Genomic DNA, 18,488 nt, shown 5'->3' on the forward strand with positions numbered 1-18,488 from the left:
CCGGTCACCTTGAGCACCTCGCGCACGGTGAGTGCGTGCTCGGCCTTGATGGTGTCGAAGACGTGCTTGAGTTCGTCGGGGACGAGCGTGTCACGACGAGGAGCCGGGCGCGGCGTCCCAGGAGGGCGAGGTCGCGGGGGCCGATGCGCCAGCGCGGGCCGGTCAGCAGACGGACCAGGGAGGCGTTGGCACCTGGGTCCTGGAGGACCTCGCAGACGGCGACCAGGTCGGCGATCTCGGGCAGGTGCAGCAGCCCGGACAGGCCGACCACCTCGACGGGGACGTCCCGGGCGACGAGCGCACCCTGGATCTCGGCGAAGTCGGTTGCCGTACGGCACAGGACGGCGATCTCACCGGGCGCCTTCCCCGTGTTGACGAGGTGGGCGATGGAGTCGGCGATCCAGTCGATCTCCTCGGCGTGGGTGGGCAGCAGCGCACAGCGCACGATGCCGTCGCGTTCGGCGCCGGGGGCCGGGCGGAGGGCCTCCACGCCCGCGTGCATGGCGCGGAGGGGCTCCGCGAGGCCGTTGGCGAGGTCGAGGAGACGGCCGCCGCTGCGGCGGTTCTCGCTCAGTGCCTGGCGGGTGGCCGGATGGCCGCCGGGGTGCGCGAAGTGCTCCGGGAAGTCGTCCAGGTTGGCGACGGAAGCGCCGCGCCAGCCGTAGATCGCCTGGCAGGGGTCGCCGACGGCGGTCACGGGGTGGCCGGTGCCGTCGCCGAACAGGCCCGCCAGGAGGATGCGTTGGGCGACCGAGGTGTCCTGGTACTCGTCGAGGAGGACCACACGGAACTCGTCGCGCAAGATGCGGCCCACCTCGGGGATGCGGGCGAGCTGTGCGGACAGGGCGATCTGGTCGCCGAAGTCGAGGAGGTCGCGCTCGCGTTTGGCGGCGCGGTAGCGGACCACCAGGTCGGCGAGTTCACGGCGGGCGGCGGCCGCTTCGGGGACCTTGCGCAGGTCGGCGTTGGTGAGTTTGGCGCCCTCCAGGGTGCGCAGCAGCCCGGTGTCGTACGCGCGCAGTTCCTCGGGCCGTACGAGGTGCTCGGCGAGTTCGGCGTCGAGGGCGAGCAGGTCGCTGACGAGGTCCGCGAAGGAGCGGGTGAGGGCCGGGTAGGGGCCCGGGGCCTCACGCAGCACGCGCGCGGCGAGCTGGTAGCGGGTGGCGTCGGCGAGCAGACGGGCGGTCGGTTCGAGGCCGATGCGCAGGCCGTGGTCGGTCAGGAGGCGGCCCGCGAAGGCGTGGTACGTCGAGATCACGGGCTCGCCCGGCGGATTGTCCGGGTCGATGACGTCCGGGTCGGTGACGCCTGCCTTGACGAGTGCCTTGCGGACGCGCTCGGCGAGTTCGCCGGCCGCCTTGTTGGTGAAGGTGAGGCCGAGGACCTGCTCGGGGGCGACCTGGCCGGTGCCGACCAGCCACACCACGCGGGCCGCCATCACCGTCGTCTTGCCCGATCCGGCTCCGGCCACGATCACCTGCGGGGCAGGCGGCGCGATGATGCAGGCCGTCTGCTCCGGGGTGAACGGAATCCCCAGGAGCTCCTTGAGCTGATCGGGATCGGTGATACGGGGCGGCACGTCAGGAAGGCTAGCGGCGGCCACTGACAGTGGAGGCCGGAATCGACCCTCGGGCGGGGAGGAGCGCAGGTCAGCACGCGTGGTGGGGTCGATCACAGAGGGCCCGGAAGATCACCCGCGTCACTCGACCACGTGGCGCCCTTCGGGTCTCGCACTGCAGGACGCCTGGAAGGCGCAGTGTGAACAGTGCTGGCCGGCGCTGGGTGTGAACCGTTCGTCGAGGACCTTTCCGGCGGCGTTGGCCAGCAGTTCGCCGACCCACTCCCCCGCCGCGCCTTCGACGGGGTCCTGGGCCTGCACCTTGGGCAGGGTCTCGCCGCCGTCGCGCAGGGCGGCGCCCTGGCGCAGCTGGACCAGTTCGGCGCCGCCGGGTTCGGGACGCGCGCCGTCGAAGGCCTCGTCGACGGCGCCTTCGCGGACGGCGAGCTGGTAGACGGCGAGCTGGGGGTGGCGCGCCACCTCGCGGGCGGTGGGCGCCTGTTTGCCGGTCTTGAAGTCGACGACGTAGGCGCGGCCCTCACCGTCGGCCTCGACGCGGTCCATGGAGCCGCGGATGCGGACCTCGTAGTCGCCCGCTTCGAGGGTGACGTCGAAGCCGTGCTCACTGGCCACCGGGGTCCGGCCGGCGCGGGCGCCGCCGGTGTCGACGTGCCACTTCAGGAAGCGTTCGAGCGCCACGCGCGCGTTCTCCTTCTCCTGCGCCGACTTCCAGGGCGCGTCGAAGGCGAGCGCGTTCCACACGGAGTCGAGGCGCTCCATGAGGACGGCGAGGTCGGCGGGGGTGTGTCCGGAGGCGACCTCGTCGGCGAGGACGTGCACCACGTTGCCGAAGCCCTGGGCGGCCGTCGCGGGCGCGTCGGCCTTCACCTCGCGGCCCAGGAACCACTGCAGGGCGCAGGTGTTGGCGAGCTGGTCGAGGGCGCTGCCCGAGAGCACGACGGGCTGGTCGCGGTTGCGCAGCGGCACCTTGCTCTCGGTCGGTTCGTACATGCCCCACCAGCGGTAGGGATGGGCGGACGGGACGAGTGGGCGGCCGTCCTCGTCGGCGAGCGCGGCGAGCCGGGCCAGGCGGTGGGCGGCGGCCTCTCTGAGGGTGTCCGAGACGCGTGGGTCGACGGTGGTGGCGCGCAGTTCGGCGACGAGCGCCGCGACGGACAGCGGGCGGCGCGGGCGGCCCGTGACGTCCCTGGGTTCGACGCCGAGTTCGGTGAGGAAGCGGGAGGGCTGGTCACCGTCGTCCGCGGGGGCCTTCACGGCGGTGACGACGAGACGTTCACGCGCACGCGTGGCGGCCACGTAGAACAGGCGGCGTTCCTCCGCGAGCAGCGCGCCCGGGGTGAGCGGTTCGGCGAGTCCGTCACGGCCGATGCGGTCGGCCTCCAGGAGGGAGCCCCGGCGGCGCAGGTCCGGCCACAGTCCCTCCTGCACGCCCGCGACGACGACCAGGCGCCACTCCAGGCCCTTGGCGCGGTGCGCGGTCATCAGGCGGACGGCATCGGGGCGGACGGCACGCCGCGTGAGTGTGTCGGCGGCGATGTCCTCGGCCTCGACCTCCTCCAGGAAGTTGAGGGCGCCCCGGCCGCCGGTGCGCTCCTCCGCGCGCGCGGCGGTCGCGAACAGTGCGCACACGGCGTCCAGGTCGCGGTCGGCGTTGCGGCCGGCGGCGCCGCCGCGCCGCGCGGACCGCTCCAGCCGGGTCGGCCACGGTGTGCCGTCCCACAGGTCCCACAGGGCCTCTTCGACCGTGCCGCCGCTGGCGAGACGCTCACGGGCGGTGCGCAGCAGTGCGCCGAGCCGCTGGGCGCCACGCGCGTACGCGGGGTCGTGCGCGACGAGGCGCTCCGGTTCGGCCAGCGCCCGCGCGAGCAGCTCGTCCGAGGGCGGCGGCAACGGGTTTCCCGCGGCCCGCTCCTCGTCGCGCAGGGCACGCCCGAGGCGGCGCAGGTCGGCGGCGTCCATGCCGGCGAGGGGGGAGGCCAGCAGGGTCAGGGCGGTTTCTGTGCCGAGCCAGCACGCGCCGGTCTCGGACTCCTCGGGGACGAGCCCTGGAGAGACGGCCTCTGCAGGACCGTCCTCCTCCGGCAGGACGCCTTCGGAGGCGGGCTCGGCACCTGCGGCGTCCGGCACCTCGGTCCCCGCCGCCTCCGCCTCGGCCACCGCCCGCAGTGCCGTCAGCAGCGGCGCCACGGCCGGTTCGTGCCGCAGCGGCAGGTCGTCACCGTCGATGTCCAGGGGCACGCCCGCCGCGGTGAGCGCCCGGCGGACCGTGGGAATGGTGCGCGATCCGGCCCGCACCAGTACGGCCATCTCACGCCAGGGGACGCCGTCCTCCAGGTGTGCCCGGCGCAGGATGTCGGCGATGTTGTCCAGCTCGGTGCCGGGCGTCGGGTACGTGTACACCTCGACGCGGCCGCCGTCCCGCACCGGGGCCAGGTCGCGATGCGCGCGTACCTTCTCCGCCGGGAGCCGGGTGAGCGGCATGCGCTGGGTGAGCAGCCGGGTCGCTGTGAGCAGGGCGGCACCGGAGCGGCGCGACGTGCGCAGGACCTCGACGGGCGCGGGGCGGCCGTCCGCGCGCGGGAAGGCGCCCGGGAACTCGAGGATGCCGCCCACGTCCGCACCGCGGAACGCGTAGATCGACTGGTCGGGGTCACCGAAGGCGACGAGGGTGCGGCCGCCGCCCGCGAGGGCGTGCAGCAGCCGTACCTGGGCGGCGTCGGTGTCCTGGTACTCGTCCACGAAGACGGCGTCGTAGCGCGCGGCGAGCCGCTCGGCGGCCTCGGGGCGACGGGCGAGGAGGACCGCGCGGTGGACCAGTTCCGCGTAGTCGAGCACGCCCTGCAGGTCGAGCACGTCGAGGTACTCGGCGAGGAAGGTGGCCGCGGCACGCCAGTCCGGGCGGCCGATGCGGCGGGCGAAGGCGTCCAGGGCGCCGGGTCCCAGGCCCAGTTCGCGGCTTCGGGCGAGGACCGCACGGACCTCGTCGGCGAAGCCCCGGGTGGTCAGGCAGGCCCGCAGTTCGTCGGGCCAGCGCACATGCGCGAGGCCGAGCCGCTCCAGTTCGGCCTGGCCCGCCAGCAGTTCACGGACGGTCACGTCCTGCTCGGGGCCGGACAGCAGCCGCAGGGGCTCCACGAACAGGTCGCTGTCCTGGTGGGCGCGGACCAGGGCGTAGCAGAACGAGTGGAAGGTGGTCGCCTGGGGGGCGCGTGCCGCCCCTATGCGCAGTGCCATGCGGTCGCGCAGTTCGACGGCTGCCTTGCGGCTGAACGTCAGCACCAGGATGCGCTCGGGGTCCCCGCCACGGGCGATCCGCGCCGCCACGGACTCGACGAGCGTGGTGGTCTTGCCGGTGCCCGGACCTGCGAGGACGAGCAGCGGGCCGCCCCTGTGGTCAACCACGGAGCGCTGTGGCGCGTCAAGACGAGGGGGATCCTGTCGGATCGGCGGGGTACGCAGCAGTCGGTAGGCGCCACGGCCCCCCTGTCGCACCTGGGGGTGCGACAGGCGCCTGGTGGAGGAAGAGGAGCTCACGTGGTTCGCCGGTCCTGGTGGTCGTACTGGTCGTCGGGCCACCGCGCGTGCACGGCGGTGGTCGGGAGGTGAGGGGGGCGCGTGCAGCCGACGCTACGCCGACGCAGGTTGCGGAAGCAGGGCTTCCTCTTCTTCCCTCGCGGCACTCGCACCCCGCAGGCCCCTCGCCTCACGAACGTACGTCATGCCACAAACGTGCCCCGCGTCCCCCGTACGGATCACGGGTCACACACTGGCCCGTGCCATGGCGGAAGCTTTCAAGTGTGACCGTCTGCGCGTTCGCCGCCGTCCCATCGCGCCTGCCTCATGTCGAGGCGCGGCAGGTGCCCCTCGGCGCTCCTGCTCGCCTCTTTCAGGGGGGTGCCCTCGGCGCGGTAGTGATCGAGAGCACGCAGTTCGTGCCCCGGGAGCAGGGCGCCGTCCGCGCGCACGACGCGCCACCACGGGACGGCTCCCCCGTAGAGGGCCATCACCCGGCCGACCTGACGGGGCCCGCCCTGCTCCAGCCATTCGGAGACGTCCCCGTACGTCATGACACGCCCGGGCGGGATCAGTTCGGCGACCTCGAGTACGCGCTCGGCGTACTCCGGCAGCGCGTCCGCGTGCCCCGGGTCGGCGTCCCGCGGAAGGCTCTCCTCGCTCATCCGGCCCATCCTGCCGCATGCCACCGACAGCGTGACGCGCTCGCAACGACGTGTGTCCCTCGCCCCCGGGCGGTGCTTCCGGCAGACTGTGCGGCCCCGCTCTTGCACCCTGATGCCCCCGTGTGTCGGTGGAGCATGCCACCATCATGCGGGCGGTGACTGGTGATACGAGACCAAGAAGAGACGATGAAGCAGCAGGGTGCGCACCCAGAGGACGCCGAGAGCACCTCTGACGCTTCGTCGCGCCCCGGCACCGGCTCGGGCTCGGTCACCGACGGCAGGGACACCGCTTCGAAGAACGTCGACACGGGCGAGGACGACTGCCTGGACGAGGTCCACAACGACGAGGTCGAGGGCGACGAACCGCTGCTCCCCGCGCGCGTGCACCGTCCGTCGGATCTGATGCGCCTCCTGGTGGGCGTGCTCGGGATCATCCTGCTGCTCGCGATCGCCGCGTTCGCCCACGGCACCACCTCGGGCCTCGAACAGGACATCAACAAGGGCACCGGGCAGGCGCCCGATCTGCTCATCAAGATCGCCGGCCTGGCCTCCAGCATCGCGATCCTGCTGGTGCCGGTCGCGTTCGCGATCGAGCGGCTGATCAAGCGCGACGGGCTGCGCATCGCCGACGGCGTCCTCGCGGCGGTTCTCGCGCACGGAGTGACTCTCGCCACAGACCTGTGGGTGGCCAAGGCCGCCCCCGGCTCCATCCAGGAGGCGCTCACCCAGCCCTCCCCCGGCGACATCCACGCCCTGACCGACCCGGTCCACGGCTATCTCGCGCCGGTCATCGCGTACATGACGGCCGTCGGCATGTCGCGGCGGCCGCGCTGGCGCGCGGTGCTGTGGACAGTGCTGCTCCTCGACGCGTTCTCCATGCTCGTCTCCGGCTACACGACACCGTTCTCGATCATCCTGACGGTGCTGATCGGCTGGACCGTGGCCTACGGGACGCTGTACGCGGTCGGCTCGCCCAACGTCCGCCCCACCGGGCGGACGCTGATGGCGGGCCTGCGGCACGTCGGATTCCGCCCGGTGACCGCGTCGCGCGAGGAACTGCCGGAGACCCCGGAGACCGGCGACCGCGGACGACGCTACTTCGTCACACTGGAGGACGGCCCGCCCCTGGACGTGACGGTCGTCGACCGGGAGCAGCAGGCGCAGGGCTTCTTCTACCGCGTGTGGCGCAATCTGACGCTGCGCGGCTTTGCCACCCGCAGCAGCCTCCAGTCGCTGCGCCAGGCACTGGAGCAGGAGGCCCTGCTCGCCTACGCGGCGATCGCGGCCGGCGCGAACGCGCCCAAGCTGATCGCGACCTCCGAGCTCGGTCCCGACGCGGTGATGCTCGTCTACGAGCACACCGGCGGCCGCTCCCTCGACACCCTCGCGGACGAGGAGATCACCGACGAGCTGCTGCACGACACCTGGCACCAGGTTCGCGCACTGCAGTCCCGGCGCATCGCACACCGCAGGCTGGTGGGCGATGCGATTCTGGTGGATCGTTCCGGCACGGTCATCCTCACCGACCTGCGGGTCGGCGAGATCGCGGCCGGCGATCTGCTGCTGCGCATGGACATCTCGCAGCTCCTGGTGACGCTCGGGCTGCGGGTGGGCGCCGAGCGTGCGGTGGCGTCGGCGGTGGGCGTGCTCGGCCCGGACGACGTGGCCGACTGTCTGCCGATGCTGCAGCCCATCGCGCTCAGCCGCACCTCCCGCGCGACCCTGCGCAAGCTGGCCCGGGAACGGGCCCATCGCGAGCGCGAGGCGGTCCTGGAGGCGTCCCGGCAGGCCAAACAGGACCGCCTGGAGGAGGCCCCGGACGAGATCGGACCCGTACTCGAAAAGCCCGACAAGAAGGCCGTACGCGCTGAGCAGCGGGCCGAGAAGCGGGCCATCGACGAGGCCATCGACGAGGCGCGCGAGGAGGACCTGCTCACGCAGATCCGGCACCAGGTGTTGTTGATCAGGCCGCAGGCGCCGGTCGAGCCGGCCCGGCTCGAGCGGGTACGGCCGCGGACGCTGATCAGTTTCATCGCCGGTGCCATCGGCGCGTACTTCCTGCTGACGCAGCTCACCCACATCGAGTTCGGTCCTCTGGTCGCCAACGCGCAGTGGGGCTGGGTCGTCGCGGCCGTGCTGTTCTCGGCGCTGAGCTACGTCGCGGCTGCCATGGCCCTCCTCGGGTTCGTGCCGGAGCGGGTGCCGTTCCTGCGGGCCGTGGCGGCGCAGGTCGCCGGGTCGTTCGTCAAGATCGTCGCGCCGGCCGCGGTGGGCGGCGTCGCCCTCAACACGCGCTTCCTGCAGCGCGCGGGGGTGCGCCCGGGGCTCGCGGTGGCGAGCGTCGGCGCCTCGCAGCTGTTCGGGCTCGGCTGCCACATCCTGATGCTGCTGTCGTTCGGCTATCTGACCGGCACCGAGAAGACGCCGTCCCTGTCGCCGTCCCGGACCGTCATCGCGGGTCTGCTGACGGTGGCCGTGCTCGTCCTCGTCGTCACCTCGGTGCCGTTCATGCGGAAATTCGTCGCCACGCGCGTGCGGTCGCTTTTCGCCGGTGTCGTGCCGCGCATGCTGGACGTGCTGCAGCGGCCGCAGAAGCTCGTCACCGGCATCGGCGGCATGCTGCTGCTGACCGCCTGCTTCGTGATGTGCCTGGACGCCTCGATCCGCGCCTTCGGCCAGGCAGGGACCTCGCTCAGCATCGCCAGCGTCGCCGTGGTCTTCCTCGCCGGCAACGCGCTCGGTTCCGCGGCCCCGACGCCGGGCGGCGTGGGCGCCGTGGAGGCGACCCTGACGGTCGGACTGATCGCCGTGGGCCTCCCCAAGGAGGTGGCGGCCCCCGCCGTGCTGCTGTTCCGGCTGCTGACACTGTGGCTGCCGGTACTGCCGGGCTGGCTGGCCTTCAACCAGCTGTCACGCAAGGGCGCACTGTAGTACGAAGACCGTAGCCGGCCTACCTCGTACGGCCCGTGCCCGAGCGCCCACGCGCGCGTGACGACAGGATGGGAGCATGCCGAACCCTTTCCGCCCGCGCGCGGCCGCCCTGACCGCCACCCTCCTGCTGCTGTCCTCCGTGCTGGCGGGCTGCAGTGACAGCTCCAAGGACGCCAAGGACGGGAACCTGTCGGCCCAGAAGCTGGACTGGAAGGACTGTCCGGCCCCGTCCGCGGCGGAAGGCGGCGGCAACGCCCCGTCACCTCTGCCGAACGGCGGCCAGTGGCAGTGCGCCACCATGAGGGCGCCCCTCGACTGGGCGAAGCCCAAGGGGGACACGATCGGCATCGCGCTGATCCGGGCGAAGACCAGCGGCGACAGCAGCAAGCGCATCGGCTCGCTCGTCTTCAACTTCGGCGGGCCCGGCGGCTCGGGCGTCACCACACTGCCTGCCTTCGGCCAGGACTACGCGAAACTGCGCACCCGCTACGACCTGGTCAGCTTCGACCCGCGCGGCGTGGGCAGCAGCGCCCCCGTGAAATGCGAGAACGACCAGCAGCTCGACGCGTACTTCCAGCAGGACGCGACCCCCGATGACGCCAGCGAACGCACCGCATACCTGGACAACACCAAGAAGTTCAACGCGGCCTGCGAGAAGAACTCCAAGAAGGTGCTGCCGCATGTGCGCACCACCGATGCGGCCCGTGACATGGACCTCATGCGACAGGTCCTCGGCGACGACAAGCTGTACTACTTCGGCATCTCGTACGGCACGGAACTCGGCGGTGTCTACGCCCACTTGTTCCCGAAGAAGGTGGGCCGCGCCGTCCTCGACGCGGTGGTCGACCCGACGCAGAACGCCGAGCAGAGCTCTCTCGGGCAGGCCAAGGGCTTCCAGCTCGCGCTCGACAACTTCGCAGCGGACTGCACGGCGAAGGCCGGCGCCTGCCCGATCGGCGACACCCCGCAGGATGTGAAGGACCGTATCGCCAAGCTGCTCCAGGACCTCGACGCGAAGCCGATCTCCGGCATCCTCCCCCGCCGGCTGACCCAGAGCGCCGCCACCAACGGCATCGCGCAGGCCCTGTACTCCAAGGACTACTGGCAGTACCTCACCGAAGGCCTGCAACAGGCGTACAACGGCGACGGCAAGGTCCTCATGGCGCTGTCCGACTCGCTGAACGGGCGCAGCGAGAACGGCGAGTACAGCAACATCACCCCCGCCAACATCGCCATCAACTGCGCCGACGAAAAGCCCCGTTACAGCACGGCCTACGTGGAGCAGAAACTGCCCGAGTTCCGGGCCGCCTCACCGCTGTTCGGTGACTTCCTGGCCTGGTCCATGCTCAGCTGCACCGACTGGCCCGTCGCGGGTGCCGCCGACCATCCGGACGTGAGCGCTCCCGGGGCCGCGCCGATCCTCGTCGTGGGCAACACCGGCGACCCCGCCACGCCGTACGAGGGTGCGAAGAAGATGGTGGACTCGCTGGGCAAGGGCGTCGGCGTGGAGCTGACGTACAAGGGACAGGGGCACGGCTCCTACGACAGCAAGAACAAGTGCGTGCAGGCCGCCGTGAACGGCTATCTGCTGGACGGAAAGGTGCCGGCAGCCGGAACCGTCTGCTCCTGAGACCCGACGCGGGTTCGTGGTGAAGCAGCAGGTCAGAAGGTTATCCACAGGCTCCGGCAGGTCTGCCTTGATCCGCCTACGATGGCCTGACAGCCGTCTGCTGCTCGATGCGGACGGCCCGTGAGGGGGACGCACATGGCGCGATTCGTAAGGTGGACGGCTCTGTGGGCCGCCGCAGCGCTCCTGGTGGGGGGTTGCAGCAGTGGTTCGTCGTCCGACGACGGCAAGGGCGGCGGGAGGACGAGCGCGGCCGCCTCGCCGTCGTCCGGCACCTCCGGCACTACGGTCGCGCTGCCCTCCTCGCTGACCGCGCAAAAGCTCGCCTGGGGCCGCTGCAAGGCCACCGACGACTCCCCGGCGCCGGGCAACGACTGGCAGTGCGCGACGCTCAAGGTGCCGCTGGACTGGTCGAAGCCGCAAGGCGAGACGATGGGCCTCGCACTGATCCGCGCCGAGGCCCGCGGGGGCAAGCGCATCGGCTCGCTGCTGTTCAACTTCGGTGGCCCCGGCGCCCCGGGAGTCTCCTATCTGCCGTCCTTCGGCCCCACCTTCGCCAAACTCCGTGAACAGTACGACCTGGTGAGCTGGGACCCGCGCGGCGTCGGATCGAGCGGGGGAATCCGCTGCCGCAGCGACAAGGAGATCCAGGCCGCGGAATCGGTGGACACCACGCCGGACACCCCGGCCGAGGAGAAGGCGTACCTCCAGGACGCCGTCGACTTCGGCAAGGGCTGCGCAAAGGCAGCCGGAAAGCTGATGTCGCACGCCTCGACGACCGACACCGCCCGCGACATGGACCTGATGCGCCAGGTGCTGGGCGACTCCAAGATGCACTACTTCGGCATCTCGTACGGCACCGAACTCGGCGGAGTCTACGCCCACTTGTTCCCGAAGAGGGTCGCGCGACTCGTCCTGGACGCCGTGGTCGACCCGAGCGCCGACATGGTGGGGCACGCCGAGAACCAGGCCAGGGGCTTTCAGCGGGCGCTGGACGACTACCTCAAGTCGACGGGACAGGACCCGGCGCAGGGATCACAGAAGATCGCGGCCCTGCTGAAGCGGATCGACAGCCGCCCGCTGCCGACGTCAAGCGGCCGCAAGCTCACCCAGACGCTCGCGCTGACCGGACTGACCTACCCCCTCTACTCCAGGCAGAGCTGGCCCAGTCTCACCAGCGCTCTGAACGCCGCCGAGAACGGAGACGGCTCGGAACTGCTGTCGCTGGCCGACGGCTACAACGGCCGCGACGCTTCGGGGCACTACGAGACGACGACCCACTCACAACGGGTCATATCGTGCCTGGACAGCAAGCTGCGCCCGACATCCGCCGAAACGAAGAAGCGGCTTGCGCAGTTCGAGAAGATCTCACCCGTTTTCGGCGACTTCATGGGCTGGGACACCGCCGGCTGGTGCCACGACTGGCCGGTGGCCGGCCAGTGGGACACCCCGCCGGCCAGTGCGCCCGGCGCGGCCCCGATCCTCGTGGTCGGCAACACCGGCGACCCGGCGACGCCCTACGAGGGTGCCCGGAAGATGGCCGACGAACTGGGCAAGGGCGTCGGTGTGGAGCTCACCTGGAAGGGCGAGGGACATGGCGCGTACGGGAACGGGAGCGACTGCGTGGACTCGACGGTGAACGCGTATCTGCTGAACGGGACGGTGCCGAAGGACGGAAAGGTCTGCGCCTCGTAGCCCGGGCAGCGGAAAGGGGCCCGGCACCCGTGGTGCCGAGCCCCTCCCGGGAAGGCGTGCGCCTAGTAGACCGGCTTGTGCGGCTCGATCTGGTTGACCCAGCCGATCACGCCGCCGCCGACGTGTACGGCGTCGGAGAAGCCCGCGGACTTCAGGACCGCGAGGACTTCCGCACTGCGGACACCCGTCTTGCAGTGCAGGACGATCTTCTTGTCCTGCGGGAGGGTCTCCAGGGCGGCGCCCATGAAGAACTCGTTCTTCGGGATCAGCTTGGCGCCGGGGATCGAGACGATCTCGTACTCGTTGATCTCACGGACGTCGATGATCTCGATGTTCTCGCCGTCGTCGATCCACTCCTTGAGCTGCTTCGGAGTGATCGTCGAGCCGGCGGCCGCCTCCTGGGCCTCCTCGGAGACGACGCCGCAGAAGGCCTCGTAGTCGATGAGTTCGGTGACGGTGGGGTTCTCGCCGCAGACCGCGCAGTTCGGGTCCTTGCGGACCTTGACCTGGCGGTACTGCATCTCCAGGGCGTCGTAGATCATGAGGCGGCCGACGAGGGGCTCACCGGTGCCGGTGAGGACCTTGATGGCCTCCGTGACCTGGATGGAGCCGATGGACGCGCACAGCACGCCCAGGACGCCGCCCTCGGCGCAGGAGGGGACCATGCCCGGCGGCGGGGGCTCCGGGTACAGGCAGCGGTAGCAGGGGCCGTGCTCGGACCAGAAGACGGAGGCCTGGCCGTCGAAGCGGTAGATCGAACCCCACACGTACGGCTTGTTGAGCAGCACACAGGCGTCGTTGACCAGGTAGCGGGTCGCGAAGTTGTCCGTGCCGTCGACGATCAGGTCGTACTGGCTGAAGATGTCCATCACGTTGTCGGCCTCGAGCCGCTCCTCGTGAAGGATCACGTTCACGTACGGGTTGATGCCGAGGACGGAGTCGCGCGCGGACTCGGCCTTGGAGCGGCCGATGTCAGCCTGGCTGTGGATGATCTGGCGCTGCAGGTTCGACTCGTCGACCTCGTCGAACTCCACGATGCCGAGCGCGCCGACGCCCGCCGCGGCCAGGTACATCAGCGCCGGCGAGCCCAGGCCGCCGGCGCCCACACAGAGCACTTTGGCGTTCTTCAGCCGCTTCTGCCCGTCCATCCCGACGTCGGGGATGATCAGGTGGCGGGAGTACCTGCGGACCTCGTCTACGGTGAGCTCAGAGGCTGGCTCGACCAGGGGTGGCAGCGACACGGGGACTCCGTTGGTCGGTCAATCACTACAGTTGTTCTCCCCGTAACACTGCCACGCCCTTCTTCATTCCGAGACACCCGTTCCGATCCGCGAGACGATTTCGTCCCAGTAGCCGGGCATGGTCTCCCAGGGGTCGGTGCGGCCGCTCCGGTCGGTGCGGTCGGTGAAGTAGATGGTCGCGGCGCCCTGCCAGCGGGCGATGCGCAGTGCTTCCTCCAGGTGGGGGCGCGGCACCCCGTGGACGAAGTGGCAGAAGCGCTCGGGCGGGTGGTCCGCGGTCCACTCGGCCACCTGCGACCAGCGGTAGTCGCTCCAGGATCCGGAGAAGGTGACCAGCTGGTCGGCGCTCTCGGCGTAGCCGGGGTGCGGGTGAGTGCCGTGGCCGAGGACGATGTGGGCATCGTCACGGATCCCGCGGAGCGTCGTGACGGTGCGGCGGACCTCGGGGAGCGAGACGCGTTCGGTCGGGCAGCGGTCCAGCAGGAAGCCGTCGACCTGGTACCAGTCGGTGTAGCGGTGCGCGTCGGAGATCACCTCGCCGAAGGTGCGGGCCCCGTAGGCGGTGTCGAGGTGGCCGAGGACCCTCACGCCCGCGTTGCGCAGGCGGCCTGCGGCCTCCAGGCAGTGCGGGTCGGGGCGGGAGCCGGGGCCGTCGGCCACGTTGAGGACGACCCAGTGCAAGGGCGTTCCGGGGCGGGTGAGTTCGCCCCACTCGGTGGGTGCGACGAGGGGGTGTGCGTAGCCGGGGATGCCGAAGCCGGTGCGGACGTCGGTGCTCGCGGTGCCCGCTCTGGTGCTGGTCAGATACGGCATGCCGCCTCCATCCAGATGTCGGCGAGGGACTCTTCGAGGTTGATGCGGGGGCGCCAGCCGAGCCGGTCGCGTGCGGTGCGCACGTCGGCCTGCTGCCAGCTGCCGCAGCCGTCGGGGTACGGGTACGCGACCGGAGCCGCGTGGTCGGACTCGCTGCGGGGATGGCCGATGGTGGCCCGCAGCGGGACGGGCGGGCCGTCGAGTTCGTGGAGCGCGCCGCCGTATCCGGCCACGCGGGCGAGCATGGCGGCGGCGTCGCGCAGCCGGACGGCGCGGCCCGAGCCGATGTTGATGACGCCCTGCGCGGCGGAGAGCGAGGCGGCGTGCACGGCGCGCGCAACGTCGCGTACGTCGATGAAGTCGCGCTGGACGCCGAGGCCGCCGAGCTTGAGTTCACCGTCGCCGGACTGCATGGCGCGGCGCATGGCCTCGGCGAGGCGGCCGAGCGGCGAGCCGGCGGGGGTGCCGGGGCCGGCCGGCGAGAAGACCCTTAGGACGACGGCGTCCAGGCCCGAGCCCAGGACCAGTTCGGTGGCGGCGAGCTTGCTCACGCCGTACGGGCCGCCGGGGCGCGGGACGGCGTCCTCCGCCGTCGATGAACCCGGCTGGCTCGGGCCGTACTCGGCGCCGCAGCCGATCTGCACCAGGCGGGCGCCGCAGCCGCTGCGGCGCAGGGCCTCGCAGACGGTGGCGACGGCGACGGTGTTGTGGCGGGTGAGGTCGCGAGCGCCGCCCCGGGTGGCGCCGGCGCAGTTGATGACGACGCCGGGGTGGACCGCGTCGAGGAAGCGGGTGAGGGCTCCGGGACTGCCGGACGCGAGGTCGAAGCGGACGTCGGCGTCGTCGCCACGGCCGAGCGCGGTGAGCTGGACGGCCGGGTCGGCGAGCAGACGGTCGGCGACGAAGCGGCCGAGGTAGCCGTTGGCTCCGATCAGCAGGACTCTCATCGGGCGGCTCCCGGGGCCGAGATGTCGGATCGGGAGGTGATCATCTGGGGTTCTCCTTCGGAGGGGGTGGTGCGCTTGCCTCGGGCGGCGGGGCCGGGCGCCTGTGGCAGGGAGTGGGCGGAAGCGCGTCGGCGTGCGTGCGACTCGTGAGGGTGCGCCGGGGGCGGCTGCCGCGTCAGCACGGCCGGTCCGCGGGCGCATGGGCCGAGGCCCGGGTGAGGGTGCGGGTCGCGTGGATCAGCAGGGTCAGCGCGGCTGCCCCGCAGGCGAGAGCCGGGACGCTGCCGGGGCCCCAGTAGTCGACGAGGGTCTCCACGGGGGTGGCGAGGAAGCCGCCCCCCGGAAAGCGGCCCGCGAAGGCGGTGGCCGTGGCGGTGACCTCGGCCGCGGCCGTGGAGGTGAGGACGAGCGCGGGGGCGTGAGTGAATCCGTGCGTGGTGAGGAGGCGGGCGAGGAGCAGCAGGGCGCCCAGGGTGACGGTCTGGGCGTAGGCCGCGGGCTCACCCAGGACCGCACCGCACACGGCGAGCAGGGCCGTCAGCGCGCACAGGAACAGGGCGAACATGGCGATGAGGAGCGGTCGTACGGAGGCTGCGTACTCCTCCAGGGCACGGCTGGCGATCAGTCTGCGGCGGGCGCGTACGGCGAAGAGGTGGGCGCTCCAGGCCGCGGGTGCGCAAGCCAGCATGAGGGCCAGGACGGGGGCCGTGGCGAGGGGCCAGGGTTCGTCGGGGCCTCCGGCGAGGACCGCGCGCAGGAGGCCGTCGCCGAGGAGGGCGTACCCGAGGAGCCAGTACGTGCTCACCCGGCTGCCGGGCGCGTGCGGGAGGGGTCCCGGGGGTCTGCGGTCCGTCGCGCCGAGGGGGCCGCGGATGAGCGCCGCGCGCACGGCGAGAGCGACGGCGAGGACTCCGACGGCGGCCGCGATCGCGCGGGCCTGTCCATGGGTGAGGTGCAGGGCGGTGACGGTCGCCGCGCACAGTGCTCCGGGCAGGAGGGTGAGCAGGGCCCAGTCGACGCGTGCCCGGGGCTCGTTGAGTGCTGCCGGGCCGGCAGGGGAGCCGCCGTCGCGGGGTACGCGCGCGTACATCTCCTCAGCCAGGGAGAAGACGTCCCGGTGCCGGAAGCGTGCGGCGGTCCGGTCGGTGACGCCGTGCGCCTCCAGACCTGCAGCGATCTCCAAGGGGTCCACCGCCCGTTCGCACAAGTCGCGGTGACGGTGCATCAGTGCCTTCACGGGGTCGGCGGCGGCGCGCCGGGGAGCAACCGGTTGACGGGGGGCGGCCGTGGAGTCGGCGTCTGCCTGCGCCGACGCCGGGGCTTCGGTATCCGCACGCGTAGGCGCCAGGGCTTCGGCATCAACGCTCACGCGGGCCGGTAATTCGGTCTCGCCACGCATGCGTGGCGAGGCTTCGGCGCCGGCACGTGGACATGCCAGGGCGTCATCGCCCCCGCGCCCACCATGTGCCGTCTCCCCTCCGGCGGCGTCCGAGCCGGCGGGCTCCCCCGCGAGCCATCCCTGTGACCGTTCGTCCCAGGCTCCGGGGCTGTCCGGGGTGCCAGGGCGGTCCAGTGCTCCCAAGTCGCTCATCGTGCCCCCTCGGTGGCCGGCATCGGGGGTGCGGGCCGCGGTGAGGTCGCGCGTACCGGGGTGCCCGTTGCCCAGCCGGGGCCGCCGCGGGCCACCACGCGCGCGTCCGGGTGGGTCCAGCGGCCGGGCAGGTGCGCCTCGGCGGGGACGGCGAACGGCAGGGGCTCTCCCGTGTCGTCGAGGACGACGCGGCGCACCGGGGTGCGCGAGACGATCTCCAGGTAAATGCCGTGAAATGCCGTGGTGTTCTGCTCGACGGTGAACAGTTCGAGCGCACGCGCGCGTGCCGCGGCGCCCAGGCGCTCCCGGCGCTCGGGGTCACGCAGCAGCGCCAGGCAGGCCTCGGCGAGCGCCCGCGGGTTGCGCGGCGGTACGACGAGCCCCGTGCCCCCGATGACCTCCACGACCGCGCCGACGTCCGTGGAGACGGTCGCGCGGCCGCAGAACATCGCCTCGACGAGGCTGATCGGGAAGCCCTCGACGACACTGGACAGCACGGTCACGGCGCCGGCGGCGTACACGTCGGCGAGCGTCGGCAGCTCCGGGCCGCCGATCTCCTCGAAGGACACCGGGTTGTCGCCGACGGCGTGCAGCCCTGCCGCCTCGTCGGGGAAGAGCTGCGCGGCCAGCGCCCGGCAGTGCCCGAGATAGGCCTCGCCTTCGGGGCTGTCCGGGGCACCGACGATCCGCAGCAGAGCCTTCGGCGCCTCCTTGCGGATCTCCGCGAAGGCGTGCAGCAGCGACACCAGGTCCTTGGCGGGTTCGACGCGGCCGACCCAGACCAGCGTGTCGGGGTCCGCGGACTGGGGGGACTCGCCGACCTCGGCGAAGCGGGAGGCGTCCATGCCCGGGTAGACCGTGCGGAGCTTCGCGCGGTCGGCGCCGCACCGTTCCTGCCAGCGGCGGGCATGCGCGTTGCCAGGCGTGACGATCGTGGCCCGGTCGTAGATCTCGGCGGCGAGCCTGCCGTGGAAGGCGGCGAGCAGGGACCGTACGGCGGGTGACGCGTCCGTGGCGGCCAGGTAGTGCGTGCGCAGTCGCACGCCGTACTCGGTCAGCAGCAGGGGCACGCCGTGGAAGTGGCGGGCGAGCAGCCCGGGCAGGGCCGCGGACCCGCCGGACGTCGCGTGGCACAGGTCCGCCGCGCCGAGGTCGTCGTCCTCGTACCAGTCGAGCGAGAGAGGGCGCAGGGCGCGTTCCAGGTGAGCGGTGACGGCGAGCAGATCCGGTACACGCGCCTCACGCGCCGCTCGGGCGCCCGGCGCACGACAGGCGCGTTCCAGGGTTCGTACGGCGGCCTCGGAGCGGAGCGCTCCCACCAGGCCGCGCTCGTCGCGGGCGAGTTCGGCGAGCCCGTACAGCGCACTGCCGAAACGGTCCGCCTCAGTGGCCGAGGCCTCCCCCCAACCGCCGGAAGGATCCCCGGCGGTCCCCGCGCACAGCGCGGCCGCCAACTCCCCATAGCACTCGGCGAACCGCCGCCGTGCCAGGCGCCCGTAGCTCGTCCCGTCGTCTTCGGCCGTCCACAGCGGCGCCGTCCGCACCCGGCCGACCTGCGGCGGGAGCGCGACCCAGCCCTCGCTCTCCTGGCGCTCGCTGCGGCTGAGTGCGTAGACATCGAACTCGTGCTGCCCGAGCCCGCGCACGAGCCGGTCGCACCAGAGCCTGGCGTCACCGTTCACATACGGATAGCCACCCTCCGTAAGCAGTCCGATGCGCACGAGCGCACCCCCGATCTCCCGTATGGGGAGCCGCCGTTGACCCGGCGGCTCGCAGCGGGAAGAACGTATGCGGACAAGGCGGTGGCGCGACGGACGGTTGTCCATCGCGCCACCAAAAGGGGTGAACGGTCGTAACTTTCCCGTGCGGATCGCGTTCGATCGCGC

At 72.0% G+C, this 18,488-nt stretch carries 10 protein-coding genes and 1 pseudogene; 3 read left to right on the plus strand and 8 right to left on the minus strand.

The genetic code is table 11. The features are described from left to right. Positions 1-94 precede the first annotated feature (94 nt). The 3 genes and pseudogenes from AB0N07_RS31790 to AB0N07_RS31800 all read right to left on the minus strand — a co-directional run. Positions 95-1,579: pseudogene (locus tag AB0N07_RS31790) on the minus strand (ATP-dependent helicase); the annotation flags it as partial. Between the two features lie 120 nt (positions 1,580-1,699). Next, the gene (locus AB0N07_RS31795) at positions 1,700-5,113 is read right to left on the minus strand and encodes an ATP-dependent DNA helicase (protein ID WP_365840949.1); all 3,414 of its coding nucleotides are present in this window, start codon (positions 5,111-5,113) and stop codon (positions 1,700-1,702) included. Between the two features lie 257 nt (positions 5,114-5,370). After that, positions 5,371-5,757 carry an MGMT family protein gene (locus AB0N07_RS31800; protein ID WP_365840952.1) on the minus strand — a complete coding sequence of 129 codons (387 nt, stop codon included), beginning with the start codon at positions 5,755-5,757 and terminating at the stop codon, positions 5,371-5,373. 186 nt (positions 5,758-5,943) lie between these two features. Between AB0N07_RS31800 and AB0N07_RS31805 the strand changes: the two genes are divergently transcribed. The 3 genes from AB0N07_RS31805 to AB0N07_RS31815 all read left to right on the plus strand — a co-directional run bounded on the left by AB0N07_RS31805 (position 5,944) and on the right by AB0N07_RS31815 (position 12,010). Next, positions 5,944-8,688 carry a lysylphosphatidylglycerol synthase domain-containing protein gene (locus tag AB0N07_RS31805; RefSeq protein WP_365840954.1) on the plus strand — a complete coding sequence of 915 codons (2,745 nt, stop codon included), beginning with the start codon at positions 5,944-5,946 and terminating at the stop codon, positions 8,686-8,688. A gap of 76 nt (positions 8,689-8,764) precedes the next feature. Further along, positions 8,765-10,318, plus strand: a complete 1,554-nt coding sequence (locus AB0N07_RS31810) for an alpha/beta hydrolase (RefSeq protein WP_365840957.1) — start codon at positions 8,765-8,767, stop codon at positions 10,316-10,318. A 135-nt stretch (positions 10,319-10,453) separates the two neighbouring features. Next, positions 10,454-12,010, plus strand: a complete 1,557-nt coding sequence (locus AB0N07_RS31815) for an alpha/beta hydrolase (protein ID WP_365840959.1) — start codon at positions 10,454-10,456, stop codon at positions 12,008-12,010. Positions 12,011-12,072: 62 nt separating this feature from the next. Here AB0N07_RS31815 and moeZ read toward each other — a convergent pair whose 3' ends face one another. From moeZ to AB0N07_RS31840, 5 genes are all read right to left on the minus strand, one after another. Then, on the minus strand, positions 12,073-13,251 hold the full coding sequence (gene moeZ / locus AB0N07_RS31820; RefSeq protein ID WP_365840961.1) for an adenylyltransferase/sulfurtransferase MoeZ: 1,179 nt from the start codon (positions 13,249-13,251) through the stop codon (positions 12,073-12,075). 63 nt (positions 13,252-13,314) lie between these two features. Next, positions 13,315-14,064, minus strand: coding sequence for a spherulation-specific family 4 protein (locus AB0N07_RS31825; protein WP_365840963.1), 750 nt, complete (start codon positions 14,062-14,064; stop codon positions 13,315-13,317). Next, positions 14,052-15,011, minus strand: coding sequence for an NAD-dependent epimerase/dehydratase family protein (locus AB0N07_RS31830; protein WP_365840965.1), 960 nt, complete (start codon positions 15,009-15,011; stop codon positions 14,052-14,054). The genes AB0N07_RS31825 and AB0N07_RS31830 overlap by 13 nt, the downstream gene beginning before the upstream one ends. A gap of 175 nt (positions 15,012-15,186) precedes the next feature. Further along, positions 15,187-16,602 carry a hypothetical protein gene (locus AB0N07_RS31835; protein WP_365840967.1) on the minus strand — a complete coding sequence of 472 codons (1,416 nt, stop codon included), beginning with the start codon at positions 16,600-16,602 and terminating at the stop codon, positions 15,187-15,189. Continuing rightward, positions 16,599-18,323, minus strand: coding sequence for a DUF3492 domain-containing protein (locus AB0N07_RS31840; RefSeq protein ID WP_365840969.1), 1,725 nt, complete (start codon positions 18,321-18,323; stop codon positions 16,599-16,601). Before AB0N07_RS31840 ends, AB0N07_RS31835 begins: the two co-directional genes overlap by 4 nt. Positions 18,324-18,488 lie beyond the last annotated feature (165 nt).

Source organism: Streptomyces sp. NPDC051172 (assembly GCF_040682555.1).
Classification (GTDB): domain Bacteria; phylum Actinomycetota; class Actinomycetes; order Streptomycetales; family Streptomycetaceae; genus Streptomyces.